Here is a 19,084-nt window from a genome sequence, read left to right as displayed (position 1 = left end):
ATCCTGGCTCAGGACGAACGCTGGCGGCGTGCCTAATACATGCAAGTCGAGCGGAGTTATTTTGAAAGCTTGCTTTCAAAATAACTTAGCGGCGGACGGGTGAGTAACACGTAGGCAACCTGCCCTTCAGACTGGGATAACTACCGGAAACGGTAGCTAATACCGGATAATTTCTTTTTTCTCCTGAGAGAAGAATGAAAGACGGAGCAATCTGTCACTGAGGGATGGGCCTGCGGCGCATTAGCTAGTTGGTGGGGTAACGGCCCACCAAGGCGACGATGCGTAGCCGACCTGAGAGGGTGAACGGCCACACTGGGACTGAGACACGGCCCAGACTCCTACGGGAGGCAGCAGTAGGGAATCTTCCGCAATGGGCGAAAGCCTGACGGAGCAACGCCGCGTGAGTGATGAAGGTTTTCGGATCGTAAAGCTCTGTTGCCAGGGAAGAACGTCCGGTAGAGTAACTGCTATCGGAGTGACGGTACCTGAGAAGAAAGCCCCGGCTAACTACGTGCCAGCAGCCGCGGTAATACGTAGGGGGCAAGCGTTGTCCGGAATTATTGGGCGTAAAGCGCGCGCAGGCGGCTATTTAAGTCTGGTGTTTAAACCTTGGGCTCAACCTGAGGTCGCACTGGAAACTGGGTGGCTTGAGTACAGAAGAGGAAAGTGGAATTCCACGTGTAGCGGTGAAATGCGTAGATATGTGGAGGAACACCAGTGGCGAAGGCGACTTTCTGGGCTGTAACTGACGCTGAGGCGCGAAAGCGTGGGGAGCAAACAGGATTAGATACCCTGGTAGTCCACGCCGTAAACGATGAGTGCTAGGTGTTAGGGGTTTCGATACCCTTGGTGCCGAAGTTAACACAGTAAGCACTCCGCCTGGGGAGTACGGTCGCAAGACTGAAACTCAAAGGAATTGACGGGGACCCGCACAAGCAGTGGAGTATGTGGTTTAATTCGAAGCAACGCGAAGAACCTTACCAGGTCTTGACATCCCTCTGAATCTGCTAGAGATAGCAGCGGCCTTCGGGACAGAGGAGACAGGTGGTGCATGGTTGTCGTCAGCTCGTGTCGTGAGATGTTGGGTTAAGTCCCGCAACGAGCGCAACCCTTAACTTTAGTTGCCAGCAGGTAATGCTGGGCACTCTAGAGTGACTGCCGGTGACAAACCGGAGGAAGGTGGGGATGACGTCAAATCATCATGCCCCTTATGACCTGGGCTACACACGTACTACAATGGCCGGTACAACGGGAAGCGAAGCCGCGAGGTGGAGCCAATCCCATCAAAGCCGGTCTCAGTTCGGATTGCAGGCTGCAACTCGCCTGCATGAAGTCGGAATTGCTAGTAATCGCGGATCAGCATGCCGCGGTGAATACGTTCCCGGGTCTTGTACACACCGCCCGTCACACCACGAGAGTTTACAACACCCGAAGTCGGTGGGGTAACCCGCAAGGGAGCCAGCCGCCGAAGGTGGGGTAGATGATTGGGGTGAAGTCGTAACAAGGTAGCCGTATCGGAAGGTGCGGCTGGATCACCTCCTTTCTATGGAGAATCGTTCTCTGCAATGAGAACATTCAAATCGGAAGCTAAGCTTCCAAAACTAATTAACGTGTATCCATTTGTTCGGTTTTGATGGAATTTGCGGGGCCATAGCTCAGCTGGGAGAGCGCCTGCCTTGCAAGCAGGAGGTCAGCGGTTCGATCCCGCTTGGCTCCACCAACAAACTTCATCTATTTGTTATGTCTATACACTTGATCCTTGAAAACTGGATACCGAAACGAATTTGCGTTTTAGAACATCTTTTAGCAACTTGTGTAAACAAGTAAATGTTATTAGTGAGATTTTTCTTCGGAAGAATCAAGGTTAAGCTAATAAGAGCACACGGAGGATGCCTAGGCGCCAGGAGCCGACGAAGGACGTGGCGAACAACGAAACTGCCTCGGGGAGCTGTAAGCAAGCTTTGATCCGGGGGTGTCCGAATGGGGAAACCCAGCTGTGGTAATTCGCAGTTACTCATACCTGAATACATAGGGTGTGTAGAGGCAGACCAGGGGAACTGAAACATCTAAGTACCCTGAGGAAGAGAAAACAATAGTGATTCCGTCAGTAGCGGCGAGCGAACGCGGAACAGCCTAAACCAAGGGGCTTGCCTCTTGGGGTTGTGGGACGTCTCACATGGAGTTACAAAGGAATATGGTAGGTGAAGAGGTCTGGAAAGGCCCGCGATAGAGGTAAAAGCCCTGTAACCTAAACTGTGTTCTCTCCGAGACGGATCCCGAGTAGTGCGGGGCACGTGAAACCCCGTATGAATCCAGCAGGACCATCTGCTAAGGCTAAATACTACCTGGCGACCGATAGTGAAACAGTACCGTGAGGGAAAGGTGAAAAGCACCCCGGAAGGGGAGTGAAATAGAACCTGAAACCGTGTGCTTACAAAAAGTCAGAGCCCGATCTATGGGTGATGGCGTGCCTTTTGTAGAATGAACCGGCGAGTTACGTTTAACATGCAAGGTTAAGCCGAGAAGGTGGAGCCGCAGCGAAAGCGAGTCTGAATAGGGCGACTTAGTATGTGGACGTAGACCCGAAACCGTGTGATCTACCCCTGTCCAGGGTGAAGGTGCGGTAACACGCACTGGAGGCCCGAACCCACGTACGTTGAAAAGTGCGGGGATGAGGTGGGGGTAGCGGAGAAATTCCAATCGAACTCGGAGATAGCTGGTTCTCCCCGAAATAGCTTTAGGGCTAGCCTCGGTATAAGAGTAGTGGAGGTAGAGCACTGATTGGGTGCGGGGTCCGCAAGGATTACCAAGCTCAGTCAAACTCCGAATGCCATATACTTATTGCCGGGAGTCAGACAGTGAGTGCTAAGATCCATTGTCAAAAGGGAAACAGCCCAGACCATCAGCTAAGGTCCCCAAGTGTGTGTTAAGTGGGAAAGGATGTGGAGTTGCACAGACAACCAGGATGTTGGCTTAGAAGCAGCCACCATTGAAAGAGTGCGTAATAGCTCACTGGTCGAGTGACTCTGCGCCGAAAATGTAACGGGGCTAAACACACCACCGAAGCTATGGCTAGATACTATGTATCTGGGGTAGGGGAGCGTTGTGTAGGGGTTGAAGGTGTACTGAAAAGAGCGCTGGACACTACACAAGTGAGAATGCCGGTATGAGTAACGAAAAGATCAGTGAGAATCTGATCCGCCGAAAGCCCAAGGTTTCCTGAGGAAGGCTCGTCCGCTCAGGGTAAGTCGGGACCTAAGGCGAGGCCGAAAGGCGTAGTCGAAGGACAACAGTTTGAAATTACTGTACCACCGTAATCCGCTATGAGCGATGGGGTGACGCAGGAGGGTAGTGACGCGGACTGATGGATGTCCGTCTAAGCAGTGAGGCTGATGTGTAGGCAAATCCGCACATCATTAAGGCTAGGCTGTGATGGGGAGCGAAAATTATAGTAGCGAAGGTCATGATCTCACACTGCCAAGAAAAGCCTCTAGCCAGGAGAAGGTGCCCGTACCGCAAACCGACACAGGTAGGCGAGAAGAGAATTCTAAGGCGCGCGGAAGAACTCTCGTTAAGGAACTCGGCAAAATGACCCCGTAACTTCGGGAGAAGGGGTGCCCCGGTAGTGTGAATAGCACGAGGGGGCCGCAGTGAAAAGGCCCAAGCGACTGTTTAGCAAAAACACAGGTCTGTGCGAAGCCGCAAGGCGAAGTATACGGGCTGACGCCTGCCCGGTGCTGGAAGGTTAAGGGGAGTGGTTAGGGGTAACCCGAAGCTATGAACCGAAGCCCCAGTAAACGGCGGCCGTAACTATAACGGTCCTAAGGTAGCGAAATTCCTTGTCAGGTAAATTCTGACCCGCACGAATGGCGTAACGACTTGGGCGCTGTCTCAACGAGAGATCCGGTGAAATTTTAATACCTGTGAAGATGCAGGTTACCCGCGACAAGACGGAAAGACCCCATGGAGCTTTACTGCAGCTTGATATTGAATTTGGGTACGATCTGTACAGGATAGGTGGGAGCCGTAGAAATCGGAGCGCAAGCTTCGGTGGAGGCGCCGTTGGGATACCACCCTGATCGTATCTAGGTTCTAACCTAGTGCCCTAATCGGGTACGGGGACCGTGTCAGGCGGGCAGTTTGACTGGGGCGGTCGCCTCCTAAAGAGTAACGGAGGCGTTCCAAGGTTCCCTCAGAATGGTTGGAAATCATTCGCAGAGTGCAAAGGCATAAGGGAGCTTGACTGCGAGACCTACAAGTCGAGCAGGGACGAAAGTCGGACTTAGTGATCCGGTGGTACCGCATGGAAGGGCCATCGCTCAACGGATAAAAGCTACCCTGGGGATAACAGGCTTATCTCCCCCAAGAGTCCACATCGACGGGGAGGTTTGGCACCTCGATGTCGGCTCATCGCATCCTGGGGCTGAAGTAGGTCCCAAGGGTTGGGCTGTTCGCCCATTAAAGCGGTACGCGAGCTGGGTTCAGAACGTCGTGAGACAGTTCGGTCCCTATCTGTCGTGGGCGCAGGAAATTTGAGAGGAGCTGTCCTTAGTACGAGAGGACCGGGATGGACGTACCGCTGGTGCACCAGTTGTTCCGCCAGGAGCATGGCTGGGTAGCTACGTACGGACGGGATAAGCGCTGAAAGCATCTAAGCGTGAAGCCCCCCTCAAGATGAGATTTCCCAATTAGTAAGACCCCTTGAAGACGACGAGGTAGATAGGTTGGAGGTGGAAGTGCAGCAATGCATGGAGCTGACCAATACTAATCGGTCGAGGGCTTATCCTATACTTAGAATGCAGATTCGTTTCGGATTCAGTTTTCAGGCGATTAAGCCTGAAATACGCTTAGAAATTCATTGTCACTTCTAGTGATGAACCGAATTTCACGCGGCAGCGTCTGTTTCACAGACGCATGTTTGGTGGCGATAGCGGAGGGGTTCCACGCGTACCCATCCCGAACACGACCGTTAAGCCCTCCAGCGCCGATGGTACTTGGACCGAAGGGTCCTGGGAGAGTAGGACGTTGCCAAGCACAAATAGACCACTGTTGATAACTCGACAGTGGCTTTTTTGCGTCTATTATAGATTGTGGAAAACTTGTGGATAATTCATTGGAATTTGCAGAAAACTTACGCACATGTGGATAGATGATTAAAAGGCAAAAAATCACCGAATGGTGTGGATTAAGTACATATTTATGTAGATCTGTCAACAGAAAACCTAAGTAATACACGGGTTGCTGTGGATATAGTCAGATTTATGTGGATAGAGGGATTGATAAGTGGATAATTATTTTAACTTGAATAGGACAAGATTACAAGACTATTTTTGAAACTGCTTAAAGCTGTGGATAACTAAAAAAAGTTCGAAAAATATCCTTATAATTCGCACACAATACACTCTCTTGTTATACTAACCATAAAAGTAAATTCATAAATGGTGAGGTGAGTTTTGTGGATATCAGACAGTTGCACTCAGAAGAGTTTGATCTAAGCATGGATTTATCTGAATATGCTTTTCAATACAAGCTGCCTAGTGAGAAAAGGGCTAATGCTAAGGAAAGATTTAAAGCAGAACGCGTATGGGGTGCTTTTGAAGAAGGTACTTTGGAAGCCAAACTTACTCTTCTTCCATTCCAAGTGTACATACAAGGTAGATTAGTACCTATGGGAGGGCTCGCTGGGGTAGCGACATGGCCAGAGAATCGCAGACAGGGACATGTGGCAAAGCTCCTAGCGCATACGCTGCAAACGATGAATGAGGCGGGGCAGACATTATCTTTTCTGCATCCGTTCTTGATCCCTTTTTATCGCAAATTTGGTTGGGAAGTTTATTGTGAATATAAGAAATACTCCATTCCTGTTGCCAAGTTTCCCAAGAAGGTTGAAGTTGAGGGCAAGGTAAGACGCGGTGTTAAAGATATCGGAGTATTGGACAACTTATACAATCGTTTTGCAGTTAGATATAACGGAACACTTAAGCGTGATTTGGACTGGTGGGAGAACTCTGTTCTGGATGATGAAGGTCAGACTGCGGTATTTTATTCACAGCTTGGGGAACCTGAAGGATACGTATTATATAAGATAGAAAATAGAGAACTGGTCATTGATGAATTTGTGTTTTTGAACGAACAGGCCCGGCAGGGGCTGTGGACATTTCTTGCGAATCACGATTCAATGGTGACCGGTGCATCGCTAAAACTGGTGCCATCCGATGATATGTTACCCTTTTTGCTGCCTGATCCGCGTATAGAGCAGGAGAACTATCCTTATTTTATGGCGCGTATTGTGAATGCTAAAGTATTTGTGGAGAGTTATTCTTTTAAGCGTCACAGCAGTCAGAAGAAACAGGTTATCTATATTGAAGATAAATATGCACCATGGAATGACGGGTTGTGGGAATGGACGGTCTCCGAAGAGGGAGCAGCAGCTTTCTTGCGTATAGAGGGTGAACGGGATGCAGCTGACTTAAGCTGTGATATTGGCACGCTGACGATTCTAATGTTTGGATATAAACGCCCTGCAGAGCTGGCTCGTTATGGACTTGTGACTGGTAGTCCGACGGCTCTGGAATGGCTCGAAGAAATCATTCCGCAAGCTGAAACCGCACTTTTTGATCATTTTTAGAAAATAATTAGGCTCTCCCCTTCGAAAGATGCTGGGAGAGTTCTTTATTTCCGAATACATTCGCTGAAAAAAGTGAAAAATAAGAGAATCCTCTTGGAATTAGCACAGAATATGTTATAATATTAAAAAGTCAAAGAAAGTCAAAGTCAACACACCTGATGACATACAGTGCGATCCTCTGAATTCGTGAAGTTTTCTTCAGACTTATATGAATGAAGTTCACTAATGAATGTCATTAAGGATGCGGGCCGCAACCGATATTATGAAGCTTTAAAGAGCACTGGAGGATGAGTGATGCGCAATATCTCTGATATTATTGAACAATATCTGAAGAATATTTTGCATGAAAGTCCCGAAGGTACGGTGGAAATCCAGCGAAATGACCTGGCGGACCAGTTCTCATGCGTACCGTCACAGATCAATTATGTTATTAGTACACGCTTTACACTGGAAAAAGGCTATGTGGTGGAAAGTAAGCGTGGTGGCGGGGGATATATTCGTATTCAACGTTTTGAATTGCCACCCAACGTGGCACTGCATGCCCATTTAAACCATACTATAGGTGGCGGGATAGATCAGAACGCTGCCGAAGGGTTGATTTATCAACTGGAGGAAGCTGGTTTTCTAAGCAAGCGTGAGGCGTGTCTTATGCGCGCTGCTGTTTCTCGGGATTGCCTAACGGTTAAGATTCCATATCGGGATGAGATTCGGGCCAAGATTATGAAGGCGATGTTAATCTCTTTGTTAGGCAAATAATTGTCAATCATAAGGGAGGGGCTTTCGCTTATGCAATGTCAGGAATGTGGCGTCAAGCCAGCAACACTCCATTTCACCAAGATCGTGAATGGAGAGAAGACAGAATTTCATATCTGCGAGAGCTGTGCGCGGGAGAAGGGTGAACTGATCCCGGGAACTGCTGGAGGATTCTCCATTCACAGCTTGCTGTCTGGTCTGCTTGATCTTGAAGGGGCCGGTAAGGAAAAGACGGCTGCTACGAAGACTACGCAGAGTCTGCAATGTGAGAATTGTGGGATGACGTACTCGCAGTTTAGCAAATTGGGTCGTTTTGGCTGCAGCTCCTGTTATAAATATTTTAACAGTGCACTGGACCCGCTCTTTAAACGGGTGCATGGCAGCACTTCGCATGTAGGCAAGATTCCCAAACGTGCTGGAGCACAGATTGTGTTCAAACGGCAAATTGATGAATTGAAGCTGGAATTACAGCAAAGTATCGCACAGGAGGAATTCGAAACTGCGGCAGAGCTGCGGGATCAAATTCGCCAACTTGAAAAAGAAATGGCACAAGAGTAAAGTCTTTGATATATAGGGGGGATATGACATGTCAAGTCTCCGATTTACTGAACAAGCGCTTAGTGATTGGATGCGCTCGGGAGGCAGTCACTCCGAGATTGTAATTAGCAGCCGTATGCGTATTGCACGTAATTTAGAGCATCTTCCATTCCCTATGCTTGCTTCCTTAGAGCAATCGGAAGAAGTATTAGAGCTGCTGGCCCCTGTGTTTCATGGGGAAACTGCTGCCGAATTCGGATCTTTTCAACTGATAAAGCTTGCTGAAGTGAATGAACTGGACAAAAAGGTATTGGTCGAGAAACATCTTATCAGTCCTAATCTGGCCAATGATTCACGTGGCGCAGCTGTGATATTAAATGAAGATGAGTCGGTCAGCATCATGATTAACGAAGAAGACCATCTGCGGATCCAATGTCTGTTCCCGGGTCTTCAGGTAAGAGAAGCATGGGAACGTGCGACAGCCATCGATGATATCTTCGAATCGGCTGTTAATTACGCTTTTGATGATAAAAGAGGATACTTGACCAGTTGTCCCACCAATGTGGGTACAGGGCTACGTGCCTCAGTAATGCTGCATTTGCCAGCACTAGTAATGACCCAACAGATCAATCGCATATTGTCAGCAGTGAATCAAGTGGGATTGACTGTAAGAGGAATTTATGGTGAGGGCAGCGAAGCAGTAGGGAACATCTTTCAAATTTCCAATCAGATTACTCTCGGTCAAACGGAAAGTGAAATCATCGAGAACCTTCACAGTGTAGTCACCCAGATTATAGAGCATGAACGAAATGCCCGTGAAAGGCTGCTTGTAGATTCCGCTTTAAGAATTACAGACCGAGTGAAAAGATCTTATGGGATTTTGTGTTATGCAGCTCTAATGGAGCTTAAAGAATCCGCACAACGGCTGTCTGATGTGAGACTTGGGGTCGACCTTGGCATACTGGAAGGCCCTTCGATTTCCGTGCTTAATGAGCTTAACGTTAAGACACAGCCAGGATTTCTGCAAAAAATGTTCGGTGACGAGATGAACGCTACTGAACGGGATATGTATCGGGCGAAACTGCTCCGAGAAACACTGGGAACACAACATTAATATAGATATTTATTATTCATGGAGGTGCAGGAGATATGATGTTTGGAAGATTTACGGAACGCGCACAAAAAGTGCTAGCGCTAGCGCAGGAAGAAGCTGTTCGTTTAGGACACAACAATATTGGCACAGAACATATTTTGCTAGGACTTATTCGTGAAGGAGACGGCATTGCTGCTAAAGCATTAATCGCTTTGGGTCTGGGTCTTGAGAAAATCCAGGACGAAGTGGAGACACTGATTGGCAGAGGCCAAGAACAACCTACGAACATTGCTTATACTCCTCGCGCCAAAAAAGTAATCGAGTTGTCGATGGACGAAGCCCGCAAGCTGGGACATACGTATGTCGGCACTGAGCATATTCTGCTAGGACTTATTCGTGAAGGAGAAGGTGTCGCGGCTCGTGTGCTTAATAACCTCGGCATCAGCTTGAACAAAGCTCGTCAGCAAGTGCTTCAGCTTCTGGGAAGCAGCGAGGCTGCATCCAGTCATAGCGGAACACCTGCTAATGTCAGCACACCGACTCTAGACGGCCTAGCACGCGATTTGACGGCTTATGCCAAGGATGGCAACCTGGATCCAGTTATCGGTCGTAGCAAGGAAATTGAACGTGTTATTCAGGTACTGAGCCGCCGGACGAAGAACAACCCCGTGTTGATAGGTGAACCTGGGGTTGGTAAAACAGCTATTGCTGAAGGCCTGGCCCAAAAGATCATTAATAATGAAATTCCAGAAACACTGCGCGACAAACGCGTAATGACGCTCGATATGGGTTCTGTAGTGGCTGGTACTAAATATCGCGGTGAGTTTGAAGACCGCCTCAAGAAAATCATGGATGAGATTCGCCAAGCGGGGAATATCGTACTCTTTATCGATGAGCTTCATACGCTGATCGGTGCTGGTGGCGCAGAAGGTGCTATTGATGCATCTAACATTCTTAAGCCGGCTTTAGCCCGCGGAGAACTTCAGTGCATCGGTGCGACTACGCTGGATGAATATCGTAAATATATTGAAAAAGATGCAGCTTTGGAGCGTCGTTTCCAACCAATTACGGTGGATCAGCCATCTCCAGAAGAAGCGGTACAAATTCTATTTGGACTTCGTGATCGTTATGAAGCACATCACCGTGTGAAAATTACGGATGAAGCTATCGTGGAAGCTGTAAAGCTGTCTGATCGTTACATTCCGGATCGTTTCCTGCCGGATAAAGCCATTGACCTTATCGATGAAGCAGGGTCTAAAGTAAGGCTTCACTCTTACACTATCCCGCCAAATCTGAAGGAACTAGAAATGCGCTTGGATGATATCCGCAAGGAGAAGGATTCCGCTGTTCAGAGCCAAGAGTTTGAGAAAGCGGCTGCCCTGCGTGATACGGAGCAAAAAATCCGTGAAGAGCTTGATACGACTAAGAACCAGTGGAAAGAAAAACAAGGACGCACGGATTCTGAAGTTACTCCTGAAGATATCGCACAGGTTGTAGCAAGCTGGACGGGGATCCCTGTAAGCAAGCTGAAGGAAGAAGAGACCGACCGTCTGCTTAACATGGAGGCTCTGCTGCATGAACGAGTGATTGGTCAGGACGAAGCTGTTAAGGCTGTCAGCCGGGCATTGCGCCGGGCGCGTGCGGGTCTTAAAGATCCGAAACGTCCAATGGGCTCGTTTATCTTCCTCGGTCCTACGGGTGTAGGTAAAACTGAGTTGGCACGTGCGCTTGCTGAAGCTATGTTCGGCGATGAGAATGCGGTCATTCGTATTGATATGTCGGAATACATGGAGAAGCACTCCACGTCCCGTTTAGTTGGTGCCCCTCCTGGATATGTCGGCTATGAAGAAGGCGGCCAATTAACAGAGAAGGTACGTCGTAAACCATACTCTGTAGTACTGCTTGATGAAATTGAAAAAGCGCATCCGGAAGTATTCAACATTTTGCTGCAAGTGCTTGAAGATGGTCGCCTTACCGACTCTAAAGGCCGGGTAGTTGACTTCCGTAATACACTTATCATTCTGACCTCTAACGTAGGTGCACAGGCAATCAAGAAGAATTCGACGCTTGGATTCACGGCTGTGCAAGATGCAGGAGCAGAATACGGCAATATGAAGGGCAAGGTTATGGAAGAGCTCAAGAAGAGCTTCCGTCCAGAGTTCTTGAACCGGATCGACGAAATCATCGTCTTCCACTCACTCGATGAGAAACATATCGCTGAGATCGTTACGTTGATGTCTGATGAGCTCCGCAAGCGCCTGCGTGAATATGATGTTGATTTCGTACTTACGGATGCAGCGAAGGCCTTCTTGGCTAAAGAAGGTTATGACCCAGCCTTTGGTGCACGTCCATTGCGCCGGGCAATTCAGAAGCATATTGAGGACCGTCTTTCTGAGGAATTGTTGAGAGGAAATATCCAAAAGGGTGATTCCCTCAATATTGATGAGGTCGGCGGAGAACTTGTGGTGACTAAAGTGGACGCTCCAGTAGCGCCAGCGCTTGAAAAAGAAGTAGAATCCGAATAAAATAAACAAGGCTTTCGCTCCTTATTTATAGAGGAGCGGAAGCTTTTTTTATTGGAAATAGATCAATTTAAAATATACATTTAATGCAAATACCGAATGACCTTTCGTTAAAGGGGTAGAAATGGTAAACTTTCATTAGAAGAAAATGATCCGAATTGTAAACAGTTCGGACCGTAAGGAGAACAAATGGCTAAAGCAAAAACAAAATTTTTTTGCACCGACTGTGGATACGAATCGCCAAAATGGTTCGGGAAATGCCCAGGGTGCCAGGCTTGGAACTCCATGGTGGAGGAAACGGAAAGCGTAGTCAAAACACAGGGAATGAATGCCCCTATTTTTCATAGTAAAGAAAAGGCACAGTCGATCATAAGTATAGAAAGTGACAAGGAACCGCGCATACTGACAGGTATAGGTGAGCTTAACCGTGTTCTCGGTGGGGGGATCGTACCAGGATCGCTGGTACTAGTAGGGGGAGACCCAGGAATCGGTAAATCTACGCTCTTATTACAGACCTCGCATGCCCTTACAACACAGGGATTGCGAGTACTGTATATCTCGGGCGAAGAATCGGTAAGGCAAACTAAGCTGCGCGCGGATCGCCTCGATGCGTTGTCAACGGAGCTTTATGTACTATGTGAGACAAATATGGAAAGCATAGAAGAAGCGATCGAACAAATCCAGCCACAATTTCTTGTCATCGATTCTATTCAGACCGTATTTATGCCAGAAGTAACGAGTGCGCCAGGCAGCGTGACCCAGGTTCGGGAGTGTACGACAAGATTTATGCGTATCGCTAAGATTCGTGGAATTGCAACAGTTCTCGTTGGTCATGTTACCAAGGAAGGGGCTATTGCTGGACCACGGATGCTTGAACATATGGTGGACTGCGTGCTGTATTTTGAGGGTGAGCGGCATCATACGTATAGACTTTTGCGGGCTGTAAAAAACCGCTTTGGCTCTACGAATGAAATCGGCATTTTCGAAATGGGTGAAGCGGGGCTTACCGAAGTAGAGAATCCATCGGAGCTCTTTTTATCGGAACGTCCGCTTGGCGTGGCTGGTTCTACTGTGGTGGCAAGTATGGAGGGAACTAGACCTGTGCTTGTAGAACTTCAGGCACTTGTTGCTGCCACCCACTTCCCTTCCCCACGGCGAATGTGCACAGGCATGGATCACCAGCGGATGGCACTTATTATCGCTGTACTCGAGAAACGGATGGGCATGTTCCTGCAGAATCAGGATGCATACCTTAATGTTGCCGGGGGAGTAAAGCTGGATGAACCGGCGATTGATCTAGCTGTAGCTATTAGTATCGCCTCCAGTTTTCGTGATATTTCAACAAAACCTTACGACGTTTTCTTCGGAGAAGTAGGACTTACCGGTGAGGTAAGAGGCGTTTCGCGCGCGGAAATGCGCGTTAAGGAGGCCGCAAAGCTTGGCTTCCGGCGGGTGATTATGCCTGAGAAGAGCATGAAGGGATGGAAGCACCCGCAAGATATCCAGATTATTGGCGTCAGTACCGTAGCAGATGCACTATCGGTCGCGTTAGATTAGGGGGCACAGGGATATGAAAGAATATAACCAATTAGAGAATATGAATGATCTGCTCAGACTGGCGGCACCGGGTACACCTTTTCGGGAAGGTTTGGAGAATGTGCTGCGCGCTAAGACAGGGGCACTTATTGTCGTAGGGTACAGTCCTGAGGTGATGGACGTAGTGGATGGCGGATTCTCCATTAACTGCGATTTTTCGCCCAATTATTTATATGAGCTAGCTAAAATGGACGGAGCTATTATTCTAAGCGAGGATTTAAAGCGTATATTGTATGCTAATACACAACTTATACCGGATTCCTCTATCTCATCCATCGAGACGGGGATCCGTCACCGGACCGCGGAGCGTGTAGCGAAGCAAACGGGTAAGCTGGTGGTTTCCATTTCACAACGCCGCAATATCATCACGCTTTATCAAGGCTCGATACGTTATGCACTCAAAGAGATCGGCGCTATTTTGGCAAAGGCTAACCAAGCGATTCAGACACTCGAGAAGTATAAAGCAGTGCTCACGCAAGGACTGACGAATTTGTCAGCTTCAGAATATGAGGGCATTGTTACCGTTGCTGAAGTAGTGGGTGTTATCCAGCGTGTAGAGATGGTTCTGCGCATAAAAATGGAGATTAAACGTTATATCAACGAATTGGGCAACGAAGGACGCTTGATCAGCATGCAGATGGAAGAACTGGTTGGAAATACAGAGGAAGAAGCATGGCTTCTATACAGAGACTATGCTAAGGAAGAGCAGGAGGATAAAATCCGTGAAATTATCGCCGGTCTCAAACGGATAAGCGATGATGATCTGATGGATGACAACCATATTGCCCGTATACTGGGTTATTCTTCTACGGCAATTACCTCTGAAGAAGTGGTGACTCCACGTGGTTATCGCCTGCTTAACAAAATTCCGCGGCTTCCGAATGTGATCATTCACAATCTGGTGGAGCGGTTTGAAATGCTGCCTAATTTGATGTCCGCAAGCATAGCTGAATTGGATGAAGTGGACGGAATTGGGGAGGTGCGGGCCCGTAATATTCAGGATGGGCTCAAACGTTTACAGAAGCAAGTTCTTATTGACAGGCAAATGTAAATAACATACAATCACGTAATATTGGGGACGTTAAAGGCCAAAGTTAGAAAATTGAGGTGAAGAAATGATACAAAAATCAATTCCGAGTCTTTTTACGATAGGTAATTTGATGCTCGGAATGTTTGGTATCATGATGGCGTTTGACGGTAAGATTAGCATGGCCGCTATCATGGTTATTATTGCTATGCTGTTAGACGGCTTAGATGGTCGAGTAGCTCGCGCTCTAAAATGCGAAAGCGAATTTGGCAAGGAGCTGGACTCCTTATCTGATGTCGTTTCTTTCGGAGTCGCACCGGCCGTTATTTTGTACGTCTCAAGCCTGCAGGATTTGAACTCTGCATTAGGCTGGACAGTAACTGCGATTTTTCCGGTGTTTGGTGCTTTGCGCTTAGCCCGTTTTAATGTTCGTCCGGGGGTTCCGGGTTATTTTATCGGTTTGCCAATTCCTGCTGCAGGTGGTGTACTGGCCACATTAGCTCTTTTTAATAAAGATGTTTCGGCTCCGTTTATGATCGTTGCTACACTGCTCTTATCTTATTTGATGGTCAGCACTGTTAAATATCCTAATTTCAAAAAGATTGGATTGCCGAAAAAAGCGGTGGTTGGAGCGCCAGTGGTTATTGTTGTTGCAGTGGCTGTAGCTGTAGTGTTCCCAGAGCAAATCGCTAAGCTGATCTTTGTCTTACTTGGAATTTACGCACTATACGGCTTTAAGCAAAATATTGATCGGTTGACTGCCAGACGCCGTCATCGTCGTCGTAGCCGTTCAGAGGATAAAGTGTATCACTCCAAGAACGGTTAATCGGTCCATAAGGTAAGGTAACTGAATAAATTATGACCAAAGGTTTTGTCTTCCCTAAGGGATGGCAAAGCCTTTTTGCATTTCCAGCGCTACCCCAAGTTTATCGTCTTGAAAATTGGAACATACTGGTGAGGAATAGATCCATTTAGGATGAATAAAAAGGAGGTGCGTTAGGTTATGTGGAAAAAAGTGATTTTGTCTTTTGCCTTAATATGTGGTGCTTGGTCAGGTTTTTCGCTATACCATGCGCTCGAAAGAGGATTCCCCAAGGGGATGGAAAAGCTGGGTGAAAGCTTACCTGTAGAAGGAAGCATTTTATTTACGGTGCTGGGTGCCATTATTTTTTTGTTTGCGGGGTCTTTATGCGCGGAATGGGGAGGTTCAAAACTGCGGGAGGCGGTTCACTACTGTTCGCGTATTCCAATGAATGAATTAGCTGCAAGTGCAGCTGGGCTTACAGGGGGGCTTCTGTTATCTCTCCTGTTATACCCTGCAATGATCTGGCTTGGGAAAGCTGGGCAGCTGCTGCAAGTGCCGGCTACGTTAGCTTTTGGATATCTGGGGCTGCGGATCGGTTTGGAGAAAAAAGAGGAGCTAGCTGCACTGTGGACATCTGGACGCTGGGGTCAAGCGGCTGAGCCTGAAGGCCGCGGGCTTGAGGAACATAAAATCCTCGACACAAGTGTTATTATCGATGGAAGAATCGCTGACATTTGTAAGACGGGATTTATTGAGGGAACCATTGTCATACCTGAATTCGTACTAGAAGAGCTCCAGCATATTGCTGATTCTTCGGATTTATTGAAGCGGAACCGGGGACGGCGTGGGCTTGATATTCTAAACAAAATTCAAAAAGAGCTTGATGTGAAGGTATTGATCTATGAGGGAGATTTTGAAGAAATCTCTGAGGTTGACAGTAAGTTAGTGAAGTTGGCGAAGGTACTGCAAGGTAAAGTAGTCACTAATGATTTCAACTTAAATAAGGTTTGCGAATTGCAGGGCGTTTCCGTACTGAATATTAACGATCTGGCGAATGCTGTGAAGCCAGTAGTGCTGCCTGGTGAGGAAATCGTAGTTCAGGTCATTAAGGATGGCAAAGAGCATGGGCAAGGTGTAGCCTACTTAGACGATGGAACGATGATTGTTGTAGAGGGCGGACGGGAATATATCGGGACTACGATGGAGGTTCTGGTCACTAGCGTGCTGCAAACTTCGGCTGGCCGAATGATATTTGCTAAGCCAAAACTTTTGGAAAAAGCGCAATAAGTGAAGATAAAGTGTATGGGGACTGTCCTATGGGTTGGAAATGCCCGCCAAACACGTTATGATGGGATTATACGTGAAAGACAGGAGCCAGATTAATGTCAAACAGTGTGGGCGTCGTCATTGTGGCGGCAGGCAGAGGAACGCGAATGGGAACTGCGGAGAGCAAGCAATATTTGTTACTGCAGGGGAAGCCGATTATCGTTCATACGCTGGAGGTATTCCAGCAGCACGAATTGATCTCTGAAATCGTGCTCGTAACCGGTGAAGAGGATGTTGAACGCTGCCGGGAATGGATACAGCTCTATAAGCTGGACAAGGTTAAGGCTATAGTAACTGGTGGATCTGAGCGTCAGCATTCCGTACATAAAGGGTTGTTGAAACTTACGACACAGTGGGTAATGGTACATGATGGTGTTCGTCCGTTTGTACAGCCGAATGAAATTGAGGCTTGCTACGAACGAGCGAAGCAGATTGGTGCTTCGGTTCTTGCTGTACCCGTCAAGGATACGATCAAACAGGTGGATAATGAAGGACAAGTACTGTCTACGCCGGATCGGCGAAGTCTGTGGGCGATTCAAACCCCGCAGACTTTTCGTCTTTCTGATTTGCTGGAGGCTTATGCAGCGGCGGAACGGGATGGCTTTCTGGGCACCGATGACTCCAGCTTGGCGGAGCGTGCGGGGATTCCGGTTTCTGTGGTAGAGGGAAGCTACAGAAATATTAAGATTACGACACCTGATGATTTGGATTATGCAGAATTCACAGAAAGAAACAGGGGAGAGGGACAATCATGATCGCTGTAGGACAAGGATTTGATGTGCATCAGCTGGTAGAGGGCAGGCCTTGTATTATTGGGGGAGTTACGATTCCTTACGAAAAAGGATTGCTTGGGCATTCCGATGCAGATGTACTGCTGCATGCAGTTAGTGACGCGATTCTAGGCGCACTTGGACTTGGTGATATTGGCAGACATTTTCCGGATACAGATCCAGCCTTTAAGGACGCAGATAGCTTGAAGTTACTAGAAGAGGTATGGGCACTTGCTCGTGAGCGAGGATATAAGCTGGGAAATATTGATTCAACGATTATCGCCCAAAAGCCTAAGATGGCTCCGTACATTCCACAAATGACCGAGATTATCGCACGTGCGCTTAATGCCGACCCGTCCAAGGTAAATGTTAAAGCTACTACAACTGAGCAGCTTGGTTTTGCCGGACGCGGCGAAGGAATTGCCGCACAATCTATTGTCTGTCTACTCCAAGATGTGATATCATCTTGAGATGGTCTAAGTAGTAAATTAAGTTCAACCATATGAAGCGGAGGGAATACAATGACGGATGAAGTCCGGGTGCGTTACGCACCGAGCCCTACGGGACATTTACATATAGGTAACGCCAGAACGGCGCTGTTTAACTATCTGTTCGCCCGTAATAAAGGCGGTAAATTCATTATCAGAATTGAAGATACAGACGTAAAGCGCAATGTCGCTGGTGGTGAAGAGAGCCAGCTTAAGTATTTGAAATGGCTGGGTATGGATTGGGATGAGAGTGTTGATGTTGGCGGAGAGTACGGACCTTACCGTCAGACAGAACGTCTTGACTTATATCGTGTGCATTGGCAGGATTTGCTGGACAGAGGTTTGGCTTACCGCTGCTATTGCACAGAGGAAGAGCTGGAGGCGGAACGTGAAGAACAGACTGCCCGCGGAGAAACGCCTCGTTATTCTGGCAAACATCGTGATCTGACTGAAGAGCAACGTCTAGCTTTTGAAGCTGAGGGACGAGTTGCCAGCATTCGCTTCCGTGTGCCAGAAGATCGTACGTATGCGTTTGATGATCTCGTAAAAGGCAGTATTTCTTTTGACACAAAAGAAATGGGTGACTTTGTTATTGTGAAGAAGGACGGAATTCCGACCTACAACTTCGCGGTAGCTGTTGACGATCATCTGATGGCTATTACCCACGTATTGCGTGGAGAAGACCATATTTCCAACACACCCCGCCAGCTTATGATCTATGAAGCGCTAGGCTGGGAGCCACCTTTATTTGGTCACATGACGCTTATTGTTGGCGACAACCACAAGAAGCTCAGCAAACGGGATGAATCCGTTATTCAGTTTATCGAGCAATATGATGAATTGGGTTACTTGCCTGAGGCTCTGGTTAACTTCATTTCTCTGCTTGGCTGGTCTCCAGAGGGAGAAGAAGAGATCTTCAGTAAAGAAGAACTTATTTCTATTTTTGATGCGGACCGTTTGTCCAAAAGCCCGGCTGTATTTGATAAAAACAAGCTGGCGCATCTGAATAATCATTATATTAAGCATGCTGATCCTAAACGGATCTCTGCACTGGCTATTCCACATCTGCAAAAAGCGGGTAAAATACCTGCTGAGCTGAACGAAGAGCAACAAACATGGGCGGAAAGCCTTGTCGCATTGTATCAAGAGCAGATGACTGCAGCTTCTGACATCGTGGCGCTATCGGAACTGTTCTTCCGCAGTCACCTAGAGTTAGAGACGGAAGCAGCGCAGGTTCTGGCTGAAAGCCAAGTCCCTGAGGTATTGTCTGCTTTCCTGGCTAAAGTTGAAGCCTGTCAGGATTTCAGTGCAAGCAACATGGCTGTTCTGATTAAGGAAGTACAGAAAGAAACAGGTCATAAGGGCAAAGCACTCTTTATGCCAATTCGTGTGGCTCTGACCGGACAAACGCACGGACGTGATCTTAATATAACCATTGCTTTGCTCGGCAAAAATCGCGTTATCGAACGTTTGAAATCACAAATTAAGGGCGCTTAAGGTCGTATTTCATACGACTAAACCCCCTTGTCAGTATCTTGT

12 protein-coding genes, 1 tRNA gene and 3 rRNA genes are annotated in these 19,084 nt (G+C 47.7%); all 16 read left to right on the top strand.

Going from position 1 to position 19,084, the window contains the following annotated elements; translation table 11 throughout:
- Positions 1-1,543: ribosomal RNA gene (locus NSS82_RS32210) — 16S ribosomal RNA — on the top strand; the annotation flags it as partial.
- Between the two features lie 101 nt (positions 1,544-1,644).
- Positions 1,645-1,720: transfer RNA gene (locus tag NSS82_RS32205), tRNA-Ala, on the top strand.
- Between the two features lie 142 nt (positions 1,721-1,862).
- Positions 1,863-4,788, top strand: a 23S ribosomal RNA gene (locus NSS82_RS32200).
- Positions 4,789-4,917: 129 nt separating this feature from the next.
- Positions 4,918-5,034 (top strand): 5S ribosomal RNA (gene rrf / locus NSS82_RS32195).
- Positions 5,035-5,455: 421 nt separating this feature from the next.
- The gene (locus NSS82_RS32190; protein ID WP_036680463.1) at positions 5,456-6,628 is read left to right on the top strand and encodes a GNAT family N-acetyltransferase; all 1,173 of its coding nucleotides are present in this window, start codon (positions 5,456-5,458) and stop codon (positions 6,626-6,628) included.
- A 294-nt stretch (positions 6,629-6,922) separates the two neighbouring features.
- Entirely contained in the window at positions 6,923-7,384 is a 462-nt protein-coding gene (locus NSS82_RS32185; protein WP_036680465.1) for a CtsR family transcriptional regulator, read from the top strand.
- 30 nt (positions 7,385-7,414) lie between these two features.
- Complete coding sequence (locus NSS82_RS32180; RefSeq protein ID WP_036680467.1) at positions 7,415-7,939, top strand: UvrB/UvrC motif-containing protein; 525 nt, start codon at positions 7,415-7,417, stop codon at positions 7,937-7,939.
- Positions 7,940-7,967: 28 nt separating this feature from the next.
- Positions 7,968-9,032 (top strand): protein arginine kinase, encoded by a 1,065-nt coding sequence (locus tag NSS82_RS32175; protein WP_036680469.1) that lies wholly within the window; start codon positions 7,968-7,970, stop codon positions 9,030-9,032.
- A gap of 35 nt (positions 9,033-9,067) precedes the next feature.
- Positions 9,068-11,536 carry an ATP-dependent protease ATP-binding subunit ClpC gene (clpC, locus tag NSS82_RS32170; RefSeq protein ID WP_036680471.1) on the top strand — a complete coding sequence of 823 codons (2,469 nt, stop codon included), beginning with the start codon at positions 9,068-9,070 and terminating at the stop codon, positions 11,534-11,536.
- Between the two features lie 186 nt (positions 11,537-11,722).
- A complete protein-coding gene (gene radA, locus NSS82_RS32165; protein WP_036680472.1) occupies positions 11,723-13,090 on the top strand; it encodes a DNA repair protein RadA in 1,368 nt (455 codons plus the stop codon).
- 13 nt (positions 13,091-13,103) lie between these two features.
- Positions 13,104-14,180, top strand: a complete 1,077-nt coding sequence (gene disA, locus NSS82_RS32160; protein ID WP_036680475.1) for a DNA integrity scanning diadenylate cyclase DisA — start codon at positions 13,104-13,106, stop codon at positions 14,178-14,180.
- A gap of 64 nt (positions 14,181-14,244) precedes the next feature.
- Positions 14,245-14,982 (top strand): CDP-diacylglycerol--serine O-phosphatidyltransferase, encoded by a 738-nt coding sequence (gene pssA, locus NSS82_RS32155; protein WP_036680477.1) that lies wholly within the window; start codon positions 14,245-14,247, stop codon positions 14,980-14,982.
- Positions 14,983-15,159: 177 nt separating this feature from the next.
- Positions 15,160-16,248 (top strand): PIN/TRAM domain-containing protein, encoded by a 1,089-nt coding sequence (locus NSS82_RS32150; protein WP_036680481.1) that lies wholly within the window; start codon positions 15,160-15,162, stop codon positions 16,246-16,248.
- 95 nt (positions 16,249-16,343) lie between these two features.
- Positions 16,344-17,042 carry a 2-C-methyl-D-erythritol 4-phosphate cytidylyltransferase gene (gene ispD, locus NSS82_RS32145; RefSeq protein ID WP_076215384.1) on the top strand — a complete coding sequence of 233 codons (699 nt, stop codon included), beginning with the start codon at positions 16,344-16,346 and terminating at the stop codon, positions 17,040-17,042.
- Positions 17,039-17,527: a 2-C-methyl-D-erythritol 2,4-cyclodiphosphate synthase gene (gene ispF / locus NSS82_RS32140; RefSeq protein ID WP_036680486.1), complete on the top strand. Its 489-nt coding sequence runs from the start codon at positions 17,039-17,041 to the stop codon at positions 17,525-17,527. Before ispD ends, ispF begins: the two co-directional genes overlap by 4 nt.
- Before the next feature lie 51 nt (positions 17,528-17,578).
- Positions 17,579-19,042, top strand: coding sequence for a glutamate--tRNA ligase (gltX, locus tag NSS82_RS32135; RefSeq protein ID WP_076105939.1), 1,464 nt, complete (start codon positions 17,579-17,581; stop codon positions 19,040-19,042).
- The last annotated feature ends 42 nt before the right edge of the window (positions 19,043-19,084 follow it).

Origin of the sequence: Paenibacillus sp. FSL H7-0735 (assembly GCF_038008505.1) — a bacterium.
GTDB lineage: Bacteria > Bacillota > Bacilli > Paenibacillales > Paenibacillaceae > Paenibacillus_AQ > Paenibacillus_AQ odorifer.
This window is presented reverse-complemented; position numbering and strand designations above follow the sequence as displayed.